This is a genomic window from Citrobacter sp. XT1-2-2 (assembly GCF_023516235.1).
Classification (GTDB): Bacteria; Pseudomonadota; Gammaproteobacteria; order Enterobacterales; family Enterobacteriaceae; genus Citrobacter; species Citrobacter werkmanii.
Window position 1 is genome coordinate 3203981 of the sequence record NZ_CP097324.1, and the last position, 16271, is coordinate 3220251.

Sequence of the window (16271 nt, forward strand, 5' to 3'; positions counted from 1 at the left end):
CGCTATCGCGCGCAGATATCCGCTCACTCATTCACCACGTATTGTAGTCACAGCTCAGGTCACACCGGGCTGTTCGAGAATTGACGTCTATATGCTTCGCAAGAATAACTTTAGCCAGGTTTTGTGGATATAGCCCAGATTAAAAAACGTCTTTTATCAATTTTTTATGCAGGAATTGTCTATGACATAAAGCGGAAGGAGCAGAATTGAAGTGAATAATTCTTTAATAAAAGGTTAAAAGCAGAATAAAAACAGGCAGTACGCAACCGCTCTGGTAGCGGCTGCGCAAAATGTGTCCAGATTCAGGGAGAATTAATGGAGGAAATGGACTTCAGCATTGCTGTTTTGCGTATCGTCTTCAGCGTTAAATAACAGCTGATGCGCCCCGGCTTCGAGGATCACCATCGATATCTGCTCTTCGCTCTGGCGAACAAAACACTCAAACTGTTCAAACGTTACGCCCGGCGTAACGGATAAAGACTGGCAAACCACCAGCTTTGGCAGATTATCATCCTGCATATCCAGGAATGCTTTCACCGTCAGTGAACTGGCATTAATCGCGGACAAATCGGCGGCCAGTGGCAGCAGTGCGGAAGGTCTGACTTCCGCCATTGCAGAAAACAGAATGACGTTATCCACCAAATCAACTTTTGCATCAAAGATGCCGTCAAAGTTCTGCATATGAGGTAAATGCAGCGCCTGACAGGTATCGCATTCAAAAAAACTCATGCCCAGGTCGTCGAGCCATTGACGCAACGTATCCAGAGTGGGAACGACCAGTGATGTCATAATAATGTGCGACCTCTATTGATGAAAAAAATACCGGCACAGCTTACGCAAAAAGAGCGTGTCATACCACGATCGCAATCGATATTGTGTTTAGCCGCCGATTTTAAGACAAAATTCAGGCGTAGCATGGCGCTCGATCCACTGGATCATCTTGCCGGCAATGTCTATCCCGGTGGTTTTCTCGACCCCCTCCAGTCCCGGAGAAGCGTTAACCTCCATGACCAGCGGCCCACGTTCTGCACGCAAAATATCAACACCTGCAACATCCAGCCCCATAGTCTGAGCGGCTTTGAGCGCAATTTTTCTTTCGCGCGGCGTGATATTCGCAATCGTAGCAACCCCGCCGCGATGGAGATTAGAACGAAAATCGCCCTCTTTCGCCCGGCGTTCAATGGCGGCCACCACCTCGTCACCCACCACGAAACAGCGAATATCCCGCCCTTGCGCTTCTTTGATATATTCCTGAACCAGAATATGAGCATTCAGCCCACGAAACGCATCCACGACGCTTTCCGCGGCTTGCCGCGTTTCCGCCAGCACCACGCCGATCCCCTGTGTACCTTCAACCAGTTTCACCACCAGCGGCGCGCCGCCAACCATATCAATCATGTCGCTGGTATCGTCCGGGGAGTGAGCAATCCCGGTAATGGGTAAATCGATTCCCTGACGCGCCAACAACTGCAGCGAACGCAGCTTATCGCGCGCGCGCGTAATCGCTACCGATTCATTTAACGGATAGCTACCCAACATTTCAAACTGACGCAGCGCCGCCGTACCATAAAAGGTAATCGCTGAACCAATCCGTGGGATCACCGCGTCAAAATGAGGAAGCTGGCGGCCCTTGTAATGAATAGATGACGCCGCCGGGCTGATGTTCATATAGCAAGAAAGCGGATCGATAATTTCAACCAGGTGACCGCGCTGCATCGCCGCTTCACGCAGGCGCTTACAAGAATAGAGCGTTCCGTCCCGGGACAAAATGGCAATTTTCACCCTGCACCTCTCAATGACCTGGTAAAAGCAGGCGTATCATACACTGGGTTGAAATCTTTAGCGCGTGGCCCATCCCTGTTTATGCAAATATTCCAGGATAAAGGGACGACTTTCTTTAATGATGGTTCGACGAATGTGATCGCTCCAGGTGTCACGACGCGTATTACTGCCGCGGGTCAGATAGTACTGCGCAAGCTGTTCGTCATACTGCGACAAAACGTCTGTATCAAGCGGCTGATACTGGTTTTCGTGCACAACCAGCGACGCAGGCAGGCGCGGCTTGATATCCGGGTTATCCGCAGGCCAGCCAAGGCACAAACCAAACAGCGGCAGAACATGCTGCGGCAACTTCAATAATTCCGTGACCGACTCAATATTGTTACGCAACCCACCTATATACACACCGCCAAGTCCCAGCGATTCTGCCGCCGTCAGCGCATTTTGCGCCATCATCGCCGTATCAACCACGCCCAGCAGCAGTTGTTCTGCCAGCCCCAACTGCGCGTCAGGGCAAATCTGCAAATGACGGTTAAAGTCAGCGCAAAACACCCAGAATTCAGCGGCCTGCGCCACGTGCTTTTGACCGCCAGATAAGGTAGACAGTGATTCACGCAGGGTTTTATCGGTTATCCGAACAATCGTTGTGCACTGTAAAAAACTGGAGCTTGAGGTGCCCTGAGCGGCGGCAATAATCGCCTCTCGTTGTGCGTCAGAAATAGCTTCTTCGGTGAAACGGCGAATAGAACGGTGGCTGCGGATTAAATCAATGGTTGGCGTCATCTCTTTTTTCTCTGTCTGAACGGGAAGAATCGTCGGGAGCGCGCGACAGGAGCTGCGGCGCCAGCAGTTGAGCAATGCGCCACATCAACATCACCGCGGCAGGGAGCATCAGCAGTACGCCCAGAAATATCATCACAACTAAGGCGAGCGGGCTGTTAAGCGGCGCGGGTAAGGTCAGGTAATCGTTAAGCGACAGCAGCGCCAGCGATAACAAAACCATCCCCATTATTTCCAGCATCAATACGCTTTTCGGTAATACACCAATGGTGCGCATAAGCGGTCTCCCGGCGAAATGGCTTTTATTATAAAACGTTCCGGCTCGTCGTGTTTAACAGTTATAGCTTGAGGATATCAAAGCAACAGGCCGAACCTGCTTTCCATCCGTCACAAATCGCGGCATCATAATAAGTATTCGCCATCCGGCCTGATAAGTTCGAGGAGAGAGAGATGTTTGCCGTTATTTTTGGTCGCCCAGGGTGCCCGTATTGCGTGCGCGCAAAAGAATTAGCAGAAAAATTAAGCAATGAGCATGACGATTTTAACTTCCGCTACATTGATATTCATGCCGAAGGTATTACGAAAGCCGATCTGGAAAAGACGGTAGGTAAGCCAGTAGAAACCGTTCCGCAGATTTTTGTTGATCAAAAACACATCGGCGGCTGCACGGATTTTGAGGCGTGGGCAAAAGAGAATATGAATCTGTTCGCCTGACAGCTGTTTCTACGCCCTCCGCGGGAGGGCGTGATCAGTTCTTTTTCCGTCGTTGATGCTGATTGAACAAGCTACTGATAAACAAAAAACACAATGCGCCAAGCGCGCACCAAAAAACCGCACTGAATAACCACGCCAGTTCTTGCCACAATGAACGCGTCGGCATAAAAACGAACCGCATTAGCAACAGACAGCATGGCGCCGCCAACATTGCACCAAGAAGAGGTCTGAGCACTTCCCGACGGTGGGAGAAAAAGCTTGCTGCAGCACCAGGCAAGATAAAAAACAACAACCCGACCTCAGGATGCCCTGCCGCTCTGAATGCCCCTTTCACGTTTAGCGTTAATGAAAGACACACCACAATAAAGAGCACAAAGCAGCAGATCGCCCCCGCCCAACTTTGCTTATGTTTCAATCGTTCCTCCTGACACATTCTCTATCGAACACTCTTTTCGCCCGCAGGCGTCCAGTCAGATAAAGTAACTCGGCATTCCATGCCAAAAACACACCCACACGATTCTTATAGCCGTTGATACGTAATGAGATTAAACTATCCGCATATATTGTTATGCTGCATTAATCGGGGCTGTGTGCGGTGCTGTCGCCCCTTAATTTCTGGCAAAAACATTAGCGTAAATTGCCATTTCTTTCAATAGCTTACTAGTAAACAAGAAGTTAGCCTCAGTGAATATAAACGTCGCAGATTTGTTAAATGGGAATTACATCCTGTTATTATTTGTGGTCCTGGCTCTGGGCCTCTGCCTGGGTAAATTACGCCTGGGTTCAGTCCAACTCGGTAATTCCATTGGCGTTTTAGTGGTGTCCCTATTATTAGGTCAGCAGCACTTTAGTATTAACACCGATGCATTAAATCTCGGCTTTATGCTGTTTATTTTTTGTGTCGGCGTCGAAGCCGGCCCCAACTTTTTTTCGATTTTTTTTCGCGATGGGAAAAATTATCTAATGCTTGCTCTGGTGATGGTCGGTAGCGCAATGCTGATCGCCCTGGGGCTGGGTAAGCTATTTGGCTGGGACATCGGCCTGACGGCGGGTATGCTGGCCGGTTCGATGACCTCCACGCCGGTGCTGGTCGGCGCAGGCGATACCTTGCGCCATTCCGGAATGGCAGGCGCGCAGCTTTCCACCGCCCTCGATAACCTGAGTCTGGGTTACGCCCTCACCTATTTGATTGGACTGGTCAGTCTGATTGTCGGTGCGCGCTACCTGCCGAAACTTCAGCATCAGGACCTGCAAACCAGCGCCCAACAAATTGCGCGTGAACGAGGTCTGGACACTGACGCCAACCGTAAGGTTTATCTGCCAGTGATCCGCGCCTATCGCGTGGGCCCGGAGCTGGTAGCATGGGCTGATGGTAAGAACCTGCGCGAGTTAGGTATTTATCGTCAGACCGGCTGTTACATTGAACGCATCCGCCGCAACGGCATCCTGGCTAACCCGGACGGTGACGCAGTGCTGCAAATGGGCGACGAAATAGCCTTAGTAGGTTATCCAGACGCGCATGCCCGCCTCGATCCCAGTTTCCGTAACGGCAAAGAAGTGTTCGATCGCGATCTGCTCGATATGCGTATCGTCACGGAAGAGATTGTGGTGAAAAACCACAATGCCGTTGGCCGTCGCCTGGCCCAGTTGAAACTGACCGACCACGGCTGTTTCCTCAACCGCGTAATCCGCAGCCAGATCGAAATGCCTATTGATGACAACGTCGTGCTCAATAAAGGTGACGTGTTGCAGGTGAGCGGTGATGCCCGTCGCGTTAAAACGATCGCAGATCGTATCGGCTTCATTTCCATTCACAGTCAAGTGACCGATCTGTTGGCCTTCTGCGCCTTCTTTATCATTGGTCTGATGATTGGGATGATCACCTTCCAGTTCAGCAATTTCAGCTTCGGCATCGGGAATGCGGCTGGATTACTGTTCGCCGGGATTATGCTGGGCTTCCTGCGTGCCAACCATCCTACGTTTGGCTATATCCCGCAGGGCGCGCTGAACATGGTGAAAGAGTTTGGTTTGATGGTATTCATGGCAGGCGTCGGTTTAAGCGCGGGTAGCGGTATTGGCAATGGCCTTGGCGTCGTGGGTGGTCAAATGCTGATTGCCGGTCTGATTGTAAGCCTGGTTCCGGTTGTTATTTGTTTCTTGTTTGGCGCTTACGTATTGCGCATGAACCGCGCCCTGCTGTTTGGCGCCATGATGGGCGCACGTACCTGCGCTCCGGCAATGGAAATTATCAGCGACACGGCCCGCAGCAACATCCCGGCATTAGGCTATGCTGGCACTTACGCCATTGCCAACGTTCTGCTGACATTGGCGGGGACACTCATCGTCATCGTCTGGCCAGGCCTTGGTTAGCACTGAAAATTACCCTTAAAAGAAAATTTTTTGCAGTTCAGCAGAACTTTTCTTCAAGGTGTCAGTCATAACTATTGCCACTGCTTTTCTTTGATGTCCCCAATTTGTGGAGCCCATCAACCCCGCCGTTTTGGTTCAAGGTTGATGGGTTTTTTGTTGCCTGAAATTTGCTATCACCCCCTTCTCCCCCGCCATCCCTCCAAAATTTGCAGCACGCCGGTTATGGCACATACTTTTAATCGGTGCTTAAAGGTGACGGGAGTTTACTATGTTGCTTACTGGAAAGGTTGCTGTGATCTTCGGCGGCAGCGGTGCTATTGGTAGCGCGGTTGCACAGGCGATGGCACGCGAAGGTGCCCATGTATGCCTGGGCGCGCGCTGTCAGGAAAAGCTTGATTGGGCGGCCAGTCACCTGCGAATGGCGGGGGGTACCGTCGATACGTTTATCACCGATGTGCTCGACGAGCACGACACCTCAACACAAGTTACCCGCCTGGTACAGCAAACCGGTGGAATTGATGTGGTGGTTAACGCGACCGGCTTTATGCATGAACAGGGCAAGCGCATCGACGCATTATCCCTCTCTGAGTTTATGAGCGGTATCACCCCTTTCCTTGCGGCGCAGTTCAATATCGCAAAAGCCGTAATGCCGCACATGGGCGGCAATCGAGCTGGCGTCATTATCACCATCGTTGCGCCCGCCGCCCCGATGGCGATGCCCGGGCATCTCGGCCATATCGTCGGCTGTGCAGGAACAGAAGCGTTTATTAAAGCGCTTGCCAGCGAGACGGGACCAAAAAACATTCGTGTCGTCGGCGTGCGCTCGCATGCGATTGTGGATGCGGTAGCGGCCGGTTCCTATACCGGGGAGATTTTCACCGCGAAAGCGCAGTCAATGGGTTTAACCGTCGAACAATGGTTAGGCGGTGCGGCACAAGGCACCATGATCGGACGCCTGCCTACGCTGGCACAAATCGCTGAGGTTACAACCTTTCTGGCTTCAGACCATGCCGGAGCAATAACCGCCACAGTGGTAAATATTACCGGGGGCGCAACTGTAAGCTAATTTACTCGCTTTTTTACGCCGCGCGCTGCTGCGAGCCTTTTTTTGCACTCGGGCGGGAACACAATGCTATACCGCACATAATAACCAACGCGCTCACCAGATGATATGAATGCAGAGTGACGTGCAAAAACATAACGCTAAATAATCCGCCACTCAGTGGGATCAAGTGTGAATATATCTCTCCGCGGGTTGCGCCAATGGCGCTAATCCCTTTGTTCCATAACAAATATGACAGCCAGGAAGGAAAAATAACAAGGTATGCCAGCCCAGTAATAACGCCTGTATTGGCATAGCTATCCCAGCCCGGCATACCATTGCGCATCAGCTCCACAGCCAGTACCGGAATAAGCACCATCGCACCGAGCAGCGCGCTCACGGCGACAAAGGCGTTTCCCTTCACCTCACGCGGTTTAATGCGCAAAAAAGCACAATAAACAGCCCAACTTACCGCCGACCCCATGGTCCAGACATCGCCCTGATTCAGGTGTGCAAACACCCGCGCATGCATCATATCTCCCTGCGATACCAGCCAGATAACGCCAACGGTGCTGAGGATCACACCGGCTATATTTCGCGCAGAAATCCGCTCTTTAAAAAAGAACTTATTGATTAACAGAACGAGCGCCGGAGTCGTGGACATATAAATCGCCGCATTGAGCGAGGTTGTATATTGCAGGCCGATATACAGCGTTAAGGGGAAAAGAACCTGACCACAAAGCGCGAGGAAGACGATAGTACCAAAGGATTTTTTCATCACCGGCCATTGCTCTGCGACCTGACGAAAATAGAGCGCCATCAATAATAACGCGGTAAATATCCAGCGTGCCGCTGATAAAACAATGGGATCAACTTCGGCGACCAATAGATGACCAACCACATAATTCCCACCCCAAAAACAGGCAGCCAGACTGAGTAAAAAATAGGGCATATTTGCGCCTTATTGTCAGTTATACGGTATGACCACAAGGCTACGGCGGCGTGAGAATGAATGCTAATATAACGTTTTTATCCATGTGCATAGATTAAAACTATGAAATTTACGCTAAGGCAACTTGAGTTTTACATCGCACTTGCAGAAACATTACAAATTTCCAAAGCTGCTGCGCGCTGTCATATTTCTCAGTCATCAATGACTATTGCCATGCGGAATCTGGAAGAAGCATTAGACGTGCAGCTATTTGTACGTTACCCCAAAGGGGTGAAGCTCACCGCCGAGGGCGAGCGCTTTCTGGCACATGCCTGCAACATCATCAACAGTAGCCACTCGGCTGTTGACGACCTGCATGACAGGAGTGAAATTCTTACCGGCACGGTGCGCATAGGCATTGCCGAAACGCTCTCTGCTTATCTTATCCCGGATATACTCAACGATATTGAACGACGTTTTCCTTTGCTGGAGATCGTGTTTTATGAAGCTACAGCACCGGAACTGGCACAGGCGCTCCGGGAACACAAGGTCGATTTTTGTCTGCTTCTGACCTCAAATATCAGCCATGATAACGACCTGGAGATCGAAACATTTATTCGTTCACAGCGCCGCCTGTGGACGTCTATTGGGCATCCGCTACAGAGCCAGGCATCGATCCGTTTAAAAGACGTCGAGAAGCTTCCATTTTTACTGCTGGAAACCGATAAGTACCCTGACGTAATCATCGATTACTGGCAGCAGCGTGGCTATACGCCCAATATCAGTTTTCGCAGCAACTCTTTTGAAGCCATAAGAAGCCTGGTTGCAAAAGGCAGAGGCATAACCATTTTATCCGACCTGGTGTATCGCCCGTGGTCACTGGATGGTCTGCGCGTTATGCACAGAACGATTGATGATTTTATTACTTATATGGATGTCGGGACGGTAAAAATAGCCGCCCGACCATTGACGCCAGCGGCGATGAAAATCATCGATTTTTTACGTCAGGCCGTTACCCGCCTCGACAAACCATTTTGATAATGTTATCTCTGCGGCAATCCGGCAATACGCTCCACCATCACCAGAATATCCTCCCGCGACAGCGGTTTTTTGTCGGTGACAAAATGCAGCGTCATTCCTTCGAGAAACGCATCCAGCGCCCGCGCAGTTACCGGTTCAAACCATTGTTCCAGCGTTTGTTGACTGCGTAACATCCAGTTTTGCATCACCATTTTCAACGTCGGTTTGCGACTGGCGAAAGCATACAGCTGGTACATAAGTTCCATATTATCGGGCGTCGTAACCTGGGAGCTGTAAATCATCTCGGTAATGGCATGGCAGGCTGCCTGCGCATCCGCAACGTCGGCAAAAAAAGCCTGATACTGCTGAGACATTGTGTCAGTAAAGCGCCCGAACGCCTCCATTAAAAGCTCATCTATTCCTGAGAAATAATAGGTCATTGAACCCAGCGGCACCCCGGCAATCATGGCAATTTTTCGGTGCGTAACCCCATGGACACCGTAGGCGATTACCGCCTCCAGGGTGGCCTGAACTATCTTTTCCCGCCGTAGCGGATCGTTCGCGCGTCGCACTGCATTTCCTCTCCTTGCATTTGTGTACAAATGTACACAGTCTTGCTAATGTTGTCTTCTTCCCTCTTTTCTTTGGCTCGAATTCATGACTGGCATCTCATCACGCAAAGCCTTAAGACGTCGCACCTGGGCGCTTTTCACGTTTTTCTTTTTACCCGGATTACTAATGGCTTCCTGGGCAACGCGTACTCCTGCCATCCGAGATATCCTCTCCATCTCCACCGCCGAAATGGGCGCGGTATTGTTTGGACTCTCAATTGGTTCGATGAGTGGCATTCTTTGTTCGGCCTGGCTGGTGAAACGATTTGGCACGCGTAAAGTGATCCGCACCACCATGTCCTGTGCAGTCCTCGGGATGGCTATCCTCAGCGCGGCGCTCTGGTTGCATTCCGCATGGCTTTTCGCGTTTGGCCTGGGCGTGTTTGGCGCCAGTTTTGGCGCGGCGGAAGTCGCCATCAACGTCGAAGGCGCGGCAGTTGAGCGCGAAATGAACAAAACCGTGCTGCCGATGATGCATGGTTTTTACAGTCTGGGAACGCTGGCGGGAGCCGGGGTCGGGATGATGCTTACCGCCTTCAGCGTTCCAGCGACTTTACATATTTTACTGGCGGCAATGGTGGCAATCACGCCTATCTTTATCGCCATCAAGGCCATTCCAGACGGCACAGGCAAGAATGCCTCTGACGGCGCTCACTCCAGCGAAAAAGGCGTGCCTTTTTATCGCGACATTCAGTTGCTGCTGATTGGCGTCGTAGTGCTGGCAATGGCGTTTGCTGAAGGTTCGGCCAACGACTGGCTGCCGCTGCTAATGGTGGATGGCCACGGGTTTAGCCCGACATCAGGCTCGCTGATTTATGCTGGTTTTACGCTGGGTATGACCGTGGGTCGATTCACCGGCGGCTGGTTCATCGACCGCTACAGCCGCGTCGCGGTAGTGCGTGCCAGCGCGCTGATGGGTGCACTTGGCATCAGTCTGATTATTTTTGTCGATAGCACATGGGTAGCAGGTGTTTCCGTTATTCTCTGGGGGCTTGGCGCATCACTCGGCTTCCCGCTGACCATTTCAGCCGCCAGCGACACCGGTCCCGATGCGCCAACCCGCGTCAGCGTTGTGGCGACCACCGGCTACCTGGCGTTCCTGGTAGGGCCGCCGCTGCTCGGCTATCTGGGTGAACACTACGGCCTGCGCAGCGCTATGCTGGTGGTGCTGGCGCTGGTGCTTATCGCCGCCATCGTCGCGAAAGCGGTGGCGAAACCGGATCTCAAAAATACCCCTGTGATGGAGAACAGCTAATGAGTATCAAATTAATTGCGGTCGACATGGACGGCACTTTTTTAAGCGACCAAAAGACCTATAACCGTGAGCGGTTTATGGCGCAATACCAGCAGATGAAAAAACAAGGCATCCGTTTTGTCGTCGCCAGCGGCAACCAGTATTACCAGCTCATCTCCTTTTTCCCTGAACTGGCCAATGAAATCTCATTTGTCGCTGAAAACGGCGGTTGGGTAGTCAGTGAAGGGAAAGATATTTTTAACGGTGAACTGGCAAAAGACGATTTCAAGGCCATCGTGAATCATCTGTTGACCCGTACGGACATCGACATTATCGCCTGCGGTAAAAACAGCGCCTATACGCTCAAAAAATACAGCGATGAGCATAAATCCGTTTCCGCCATGTACTATCATCGTCTTGAGTTTGTAGATAATTTTGACAATCTCAACGACGTTTTTTTCAAATTCGGGCTGAATATTTCAGACGACCGTATCCCGCAGGTGCAGGCCGATCTCCATGAGGCAATTGGCGATATCATGGTACCGGTGCATACCGGCTACGGCAGCATCGATTTAATTATTCCAGGTGTGCATAAGGCAAACGGTCTGCGCCTGCTGCAACAACGCTGGAATATTAGCGACGACGAGGTTGTTGTGTTTGGCGATGGCGGAAATGATATTGAGATGCTGCGTCAGGCGGGATTTAGTTTCGCAATGGCCAACGCTCACGAACCGGTTGTCCAGGCGGCAAAATATCGCGCGGGATCGAACAACGAAGAGGGTGTGCTGGATGTTATCGACCGCGTATTAAAAAACGAAGCGCCGTTTACACATTAACGCCTCAGCACAGACGGCAACAAAATGATGATATGATCTATTCATAATCCGCCTCAAATTAACTCCACTGGATTATTACCTCCGGTGATTACTTCAGGCGAGCGGATCATGAAGAAAAGTGTACTGATGGCAACATTGTTGCTGGGCTTTACCGGAACAACATTTGCGCAAAGCGTTACCGTGGATGTACCAAGCGGTTATAAAGTGGTGGTCGTGCCCTCTTCCGTCAGCGTTCCGCAGGCGGTCAGCGTGACGACCGCGCCGCAAACGGTGTATGTTGCGCCGGCACCTGCCCCGGCCCCGGTCTATCGCGCGCATCCTTATGCGCGACATGTTGCCAGCGTAGGTGAAGGGATGATCATCGAACATCAGATTGACGATCACCACTAAGTTTTGCGAAGCCCGGGCAACCGGGCTTCAGCCTTCCCGGGAATTCCCTACCCGTTTATCTTTCAGAAAGATAACCATCAATATCAGCCACAGTACGCCGCTTGCCAGATTAAACAGGCTGAACAAGCCGTTTCCTCCCAGCAGATAAGCATGTTTGCTCAACTCAATACCGACGGTAAAAATCAGCATCTGCAACATGCCCATGGCGGCAGAAACCGTACCCTTACTCATTTCACTGGCAAACAACGTCAGGCGGACCAACCCCGCATTCGCCACGCCAATGCCAAACGCATAGATACTCAAACCCGCCGTCATCCACAAATACGCATGGGATGACACCACCGTGGCCGCCGCGGCAATCACCAGCCCGACGGCGATAGGCCAGCCGCCCATGATAATCAGCGAACGCACGGTCTTGCGCGAAGTCAGACGCGCCAGCACCAGATTACCAGCAATCAGCGCCCCAAAAATCGGCACCTGCAACAGGCCATATTCGTAACTGCTGAGGTGTTCTCCGCTGATGATAATAATCGGCGACTGGGCAATCCACGCCAGTAACGGCAGGCTGACAAAACCCAACGCCAGCGCGCCGGCAACAAAACGCCCATTTTTTAGCACTAGCTTATAATCTTTACCCAGATCTTTAATGGACAGTTTTTCACCAAGCCGGGTCGCCGTTTCCGGCATCGCGCGTTGCAGGCCAAAAAAGGAGATAGCTGCGAGGGCGGCAAACAGGATAAACATCCCTTCCCACGGCAGAACATGCACCCAGGCCGCGCCAACTAACGGTCCCAGCAGCGGCGCAATCAGCGCCACGTTTGCCATCAGCGCGGTAATTTTAATGCATACCGCTTCCTCAAAAGATTCCTGAATTGCGGCGTAACCTACCGCGCCGATAAAGCACAGGCTTATCCCCTGCAAGAAACGCAGAAAGGTAAATTGCTCAATATTCTGTGCCAGCAGAGTCGCAAGGCAGGTCACAATGAACCACAGCACACCGGTTAACATCACCGGGCGACGACCAATACGATCCGACAGCGGTCCTAACAGCCACTGTAAAAACATGCCACCCGCCAGATAGGCAGTCATGGAAGTGGGTACCCAGTCTAATCCGGCCTGATATTGCTCCACCACCGCCAACATTCCAGGTTGGATCATATCGTTACCGATATAAGTAGAGAATTCGTAAAGCACCAGACAGAGAGGAAAAAGTAATGCCTGACGCCCCAACCGGGCGCCTGAAGATAAACGGTTTTGCATGCAGTCTCTTAGCAAAGGAAAAAACGCGCAAAGTGTAATAAATGCGCCGTACCGGTGATAGTGAATTATGTGATTTGAAAGCAAAATGCGCACATTTTTACATTCATTTGCTCAAGAACATTTTGCTTTAAGGTTAATTTAAGTTGAGGCCGCTATCATGCTCAATAAGTCCCATTAATTGTCTTAAAAATAGTCATTTAGCAGACAAATAAGACAAGACCGCTTTTTATCCTGTAACAGCAATTTTATGCTCTCCCCCTATGGGCCTTTTAACAATTACACTGAGTCTGGACGTTATGCTGGAAAACCTGAACAACTCGCTTTTTTATCTCATCAATGCCACGCCGGACTCTGCGCAATGGGCTATCTCGCTCGCCATATTTATTGCCAAAGATTTAATCAGCATTGTCCCGCTGTTAGCCGTTATTCTCTGGCTTTGGGGACCGCGCGCTCAGGTTACTCTCCAGCGCCAGTTGGTCATAAAAATGGCGATAGCGCTGGCAGTCGGCCTGACTATTTCATGGCTGATGGGGCATCTGTTCCCCCACGATCGTCCGTTCGTTAACCACATTGGGTACAACTTCCTCCACCATGCGGCGGATGACTCTTTCCCGAGCGATCACGGCACGGTTATCTTTACTTTTGCTCTGGCTTTCCTGTTCTGGCATCGTCTGTGGACTGGCGCGCTGCTGATGGTTGTCGCCGTGGCGATTGCATGGTCGCGCGTTTACCTTGGCGTACACTGGCCGCTGGATATGCTGGGCGGATTCCTGGCTGGGCTGATCGGTTGCCTGAGCGCCCAGATGATCTGGCAACGGTTCGGCGCCACCCTATATTTCGGCTTGCAGACCTGCTATCGCACCTGTTTCGCTCTGCCCATCCGTAAAGGCTGGGTGCGTGACTAACCCACGGTAAAAAGAGTAGTATTAGGCGCAATACGAGCACTTATACTACTCTCCAGGGGAACTATGGAAACTCGACGCGACGAGCGTATTGGTCAGTTGCTACAGGCGCTGAAACGCAGCGATAAATTACACCTCAAAGAAGCCGCGACGCTGCTGGGCGTATCTGAGATGACCATTCGTCGCGACCTGAATAATAACAATGCGCCTGTCGTCTTGCTCGGGGGCTATATTGTTCTGGAGCCCCGCAGCGCCAACCACTATTTAATCAGCGATCAAAAATCCCGTCTGGTTGATGAAAAGCGCCGTGCCGCCCAGCAGGCGGCGAGCCTCGTACAGGCGCATCAGACCATCTTTTTCGACTGCGGCACGACCACGCCGTGGATTATTGAGGCTATCGACAATGACCTGCCTTTCACCGCAATCTGCTACTCGCTAAATACGTTTCTGGTATTGCAGGAAAAACCGCAGTGTCGCGTCATTCTGTGTGGTGGGGAATTTCATGCCAGTAACGCCATCTTCAAACCGCTCGATTTTCAGGAAACACTGAATAATCTGTGCCCGGATATCGCCTTTTATTCCGCGGCTGGCGTGCACATTGAGAAAGGCGCGACCTGCTTTAATCTGGAAGAATTAGCGGTGAAACACTGGGCAATGTCGATGGCGCAGCATCACGTTCTGGTGGTCGACCACAGCAAGTTTGGGAAGGTACGTCCTGCGAGGATGGGGGAATTAAAACGTTTTGATACCATCATCAGTGATAGCCGCCCCGACGATGAGTTTGTGGAATACGCTAAGGCGCAACGCATAAAGCTGTTGTATTAGGTGATACTGCCGGACAGCGATCGTAGCGCCATCCGGCAATCGGTAAGATTAAGAGAACCAACCGCCAAACCACTGGTGGAACTTCATCATCACAAAATCCCACATCCGGCTAAAGAAACCACCCTCTTCCACCGCTTCCATCACCATCAACGGACGCTGCTCGATAGATTTACCGTTCAACTGGAAGTCGATAGTCCCCACAACCTGCCCCTTTTTCAGCGGCGCGGTTAACTGTGGCTCGGTCAGCGTAAAGCTGGCTTTCAGGTTCTTAAGCTGACCGCGCGGGATGGTAACCGAACCCGCTTCCCCGGCACCCAAATTGACTTCGCTCTTATCGCCAAACCAGACGCGCTGAGTCACGAAGGTGGCATCCGGCTTGATCGGCGTAACGGTTTCAAAGAAGCGGAAGCCCCAGGTCAGCAGCTTTTCGGACTCATTAAAACGGATACGGTCGGTTTTCGCTCCCAACACGACGGAGATCAGGCGCATATCGCCCTGGGTCGCGGAAGCGACGAGGTTATAACCTGCGCCCGCCGTGGTACCGGTTTTCATTCCGTCCACGTTCAGGTTGGTGCTCCACAACAGACGGTTGCGGTTCGGCTGGCGAATTTTATTAAAGGTAAACTCTTTCTCTTTGTGAATAGCGTACTCTTCGGGCACATCGTGGATTAACGCCTTGCCGAGCAACGCCATATCACGCGCGGTACTGAACTGCCCTGCCGCATCCAGGCCATGCACCGTCTGGAACGTGGTATTGGTCAGTCCCAGCTTTTTCGCGTAACCGTTCATCAGACCGATGAAGGACTCCTGGCTCCCGGCAACGTAATCAGCGAGTGCGATACAGGCATCATTACCAGACTGAATGATAACGCCTTTGTTCAGATCGGATACCGCAACCTGATCGCCAGGTTTGAGGAACATAACCGACGAACCGCGCAGGGCCGGATTACCGGTCGCCCAGGCATCTTTGCCCACGGTGACCATGTCGTTGAGGTTAATTTTTCCGGCCTTCAGCGCCTGACCGACCACATAGCTGGTCATAATCTTGGTCAGACTGGCAGGATCCAGTTTCTCATCAGCATTACCTTCCGCCAGCACCTTGCCGCTGGCGTAATCCATCAGGATCCATGCACGCGCGTCCACACTCGGCGGAGCCGTGGGTTGCTCCGCCGCCTGTACGGTCGGCGCCAAAAGGATTAAGAGTGCAGAACCTGCAGCAAAGCTGCGAAGTGAAGAGAAGTATTGCGTCATAAATGCCACCCGAGTATCCATTCTAAAAAACCACGTCATACCACACCGTGTTTACACAAAACTGGCCAGACAACCTCGGCCAACCCATTGCAGAAAAAACCTGATGGATGACGTGTAAAATAAGTGCGGTGAGTAATAACGCACTAACGAGCTTAAAGAAACCGTAAGTTGGTAAAGTTTTTAAAGTTTATGCAATAACGCCGCGCAGCGCTGCCCCTGGCACGATTTTTTTAGACGTTGTTGCGTAAATATTAGGTTTACCCCACCATGTGAGCGAGTCAGAGGGTATCTGCAGCCATGAAGCTGCTCGATTAATTTGCGGGGTT

At 51.5% G+C, this 16271-nt stretch carries 18 protein-coding genes; 9 read left to right on the forward strand and 9 right to left on the reverse strand.

Annotation, left to right across the window (positions count from 1 at the left end):
* Positions 1-312: 312 nt before the first annotated feature.
* From M4I31_RS15315 to M4I31_RS15330, 4 genes are all read right to left on the reverse strand, one after another.
* Positions 313-789 (reverse strand): YbjN domain-containing protein, encoded by a 477-nt coding sequence (locus tag M4I31_RS15315; RefSeq protein ID WP_038639236.1) that lies wholly within the window; start codon positions 787-789, stop codon positions 313-315.
* Between the two features lie 90 nt (positions 790-879).
* On the reverse strand, positions 880-1782 hold the full coding sequence (gene rimK, locus M4I31_RS15320; protein ID WP_038639233.1) for a 30S ribosomal protein S6--L-glutamate ligase: 903 nt from the start codon (positions 1780-1782) through the stop codon (positions 880-882).
* A 57-nt stretch (positions 1783-1839) separates the two neighbouring features.
* Complete coding sequence (gene nfsA / locus M4I31_RS15325) at positions 1840-2562, reverse strand: nitroreductase NfsA (RefSeq protein WP_085049183.1); 723 nt, start codon at positions 2560-2562, stop codon at positions 1840-1842.
* Positions 2546-2836, reverse strand: a complete 291-nt coding sequence (locus tag M4I31_RS15330; protein ID WP_085049182.1) for a YbjC family protein — start codon at positions 2834-2836, stop codon at positions 2546-2548. The genes nfsA and M4I31_RS15330 overlap by 17 nt, the downstream gene beginning before the upstream one ends.
* 173 nt (positions 2837-3009) lie before the next feature.
* Between M4I31_RS15330 and M4I31_RS15335 the strand changes: the two genes are divergently transcribed.
* The gene (locus M4I31_RS15335) at positions 3010-3273 is read left to right on the forward strand and encodes a GrxA family glutaredoxin (RefSeq protein ID WP_016152408.1); all 264 of its coding nucleotides are present in this window, start codon (positions 3010-3012) and stop codon (positions 3271-3273) included.
* A 34-nt stretch (positions 3274-3307) separates the two neighbouring features.
* Here M4I31_RS15335 and M4I31_RS15340 read toward each other — a convergent pair whose 3' ends face one another.
* On the reverse strand, positions 3308-3688 hold the full coding sequence (locus M4I31_RS15340; protein WP_061388467.1) for an inner membrane protein YbjM: 381 nt from the start codon (positions 3686-3688) through the stop codon (positions 3308-3310).
* A gap of 269 nt (positions 3689-3957) precedes the next feature.
* Here M4I31_RS15340 and M4I31_RS15345 point away from each other — a divergent pair, with 269 nt between their 5' ends.
* Both M4I31_RS15345 and M4I31_RS15350 read left to right on the forward strand, forming a co-directional pair.
* Positions 3958-5643, forward strand: a complete 1686-nt coding sequence (locus tag M4I31_RS15345) for an aspartate:alanine antiporter (protein WP_085049181.1) — start codon at positions 3958-3960, stop codon at positions 5641-5643.
* A gap of 268 nt (positions 5644-5911) precedes the next feature.
* The gene (locus M4I31_RS15350; protein ID WP_085049180.1) at positions 5912-6709 is read left to right on the forward strand and encodes an SDR family NAD(P)-dependent oxidoreductase; all 798 of its coding nucleotides are present in this window, start codon (positions 5912-5914) and stop codon (positions 6707-6709) included.
* A 13-nt stretch (positions 6710-6722) separates the two neighbouring features.
* Here M4I31_RS15350 and M4I31_RS15355 read toward each other — a convergent pair whose 3' ends face one another.
* A complete protein-coding gene (locus M4I31_RS15355; RefSeq protein ID WP_085049179.1) occupies positions 6723-7637 on the reverse strand; it encodes a DMT family transporter in 915 nt (304 codons plus the stop codon).
* A gap of 102 nt (positions 7638-7739) precedes the next feature.
* Between M4I31_RS15355 and M4I31_RS15360 the strand changes: the two genes are divergently transcribed.
* Positions 7740-8654 (forward strand): LysR family transcriptional regulator, encoded by a 915-nt coding sequence (locus M4I31_RS15360; RefSeq protein WP_161668270.1) that lies wholly within the window; start codon positions 7740-7742, stop codon positions 8652-8654.
* 5 nt (positions 8655-8659) lie between these two features.
* On the opposite strand, the gene M4I31_RS15365 is transcribed toward M4I31_RS15360, so the two are convergent.
* Entirely contained in the window at positions 8660-9208 is a 549-nt protein-coding gene (locus tag M4I31_RS15365; RefSeq protein ID WP_069323233.1) for a TetR/AcrR family transcriptional regulator, read from the reverse strand.
* A gap of 85 nt (positions 9209-9293) precedes the next feature.
* On the opposite strand from M4I31_RS15365, the gene M4I31_RS15370 reads away from it, so the two are divergent.
* The 3 genes from M4I31_RS15370 (at position 9294) to M4I31_RS15380 (ending at position 11707) form a co-directional block, all read left to right on the forward strand.
* Positions 9294-10502: an MFS transporter gene (locus tag M4I31_RS15370; protein ID WP_085049177.1), complete on the forward strand. Its 1209-nt coding sequence runs from the start codon at positions 9294-9296 to the stop codon at positions 10500-10502.
* The gene (locus tag M4I31_RS15375) at positions 10502-11317 is read left to right on the forward strand and encodes a Cof-type HAD-IIB family hydrolase (protein WP_085049176.1); all 816 of its coding nucleotides are present in this window, start codon (positions 10502-10504) and stop codon (positions 11315-11317) included. The genes M4I31_RS15370 and M4I31_RS15375 overlap by 1 nt, the downstream gene beginning before the upstream one ends.
* A gap of 108 nt (positions 11318-11425) precedes the next feature.
* Positions 11426-11707, forward strand: a complete 282-nt coding sequence (locus M4I31_RS15380) for a hypothetical protein (RefSeq protein WP_085049175.1) — start codon at positions 11426-11428, stop codon at positions 11705-11707.
* 27 nt (positions 11708-11734) lie between these two features.
* Here the strand turns inward: M4I31_RS15380 and M4I31_RS15385 are convergent, their stop codons facing one another.
* Positions 11735-12967: an MFS transporter gene (locus M4I31_RS15385; protein ID WP_038639204.1), complete on the reverse strand. Its 1233-nt coding sequence runs from the start codon at positions 12965-12967 to the stop codon at positions 11735-11737.
* A 296-nt stretch (positions 12968-13263) separates the two neighbouring features.
* Between M4I31_RS15385 and ybjG the strand changes: the two genes are divergently transcribed.
* Both ybjG and deoR read left to right on the forward strand, forming a co-directional pair.
* Complete coding sequence (gene ybjG, locus M4I31_RS15390; RefSeq protein WP_038639201.1) at positions 13264-13872, forward strand: undecaprenyl-diphosphate phosphatase; 609 nt, start codon at positions 13264-13266, stop codon at positions 13870-13872.
* Positions 13873-13935: 63 nt separating this feature from the next.
* A complete protein-coding gene (gene deoR / locus M4I31_RS15395) occupies positions 13936-14694 on the forward strand; it encodes a DNA-binding transcriptional repressor DeoR (RefSeq protein ID WP_085049174.1) in 759 nt (252 codons plus the stop codon).
* A gap of 48 nt (positions 14695-14742) precedes the next feature.
* On the opposite strand, the gene dacC is transcribed toward deoR, so the two are convergent.
* A complete protein-coding gene (dacC, locus tag M4I31_RS15400) occupies positions 14743-15945 on the reverse strand; it encodes a serine-type D-Ala-D-Ala carboxypeptidase (RefSeq protein ID WP_032940149.1) in 1203 nt (400 codons plus the stop codon).
* Positions 15946-16271 lie beyond the last annotated feature (326 nt).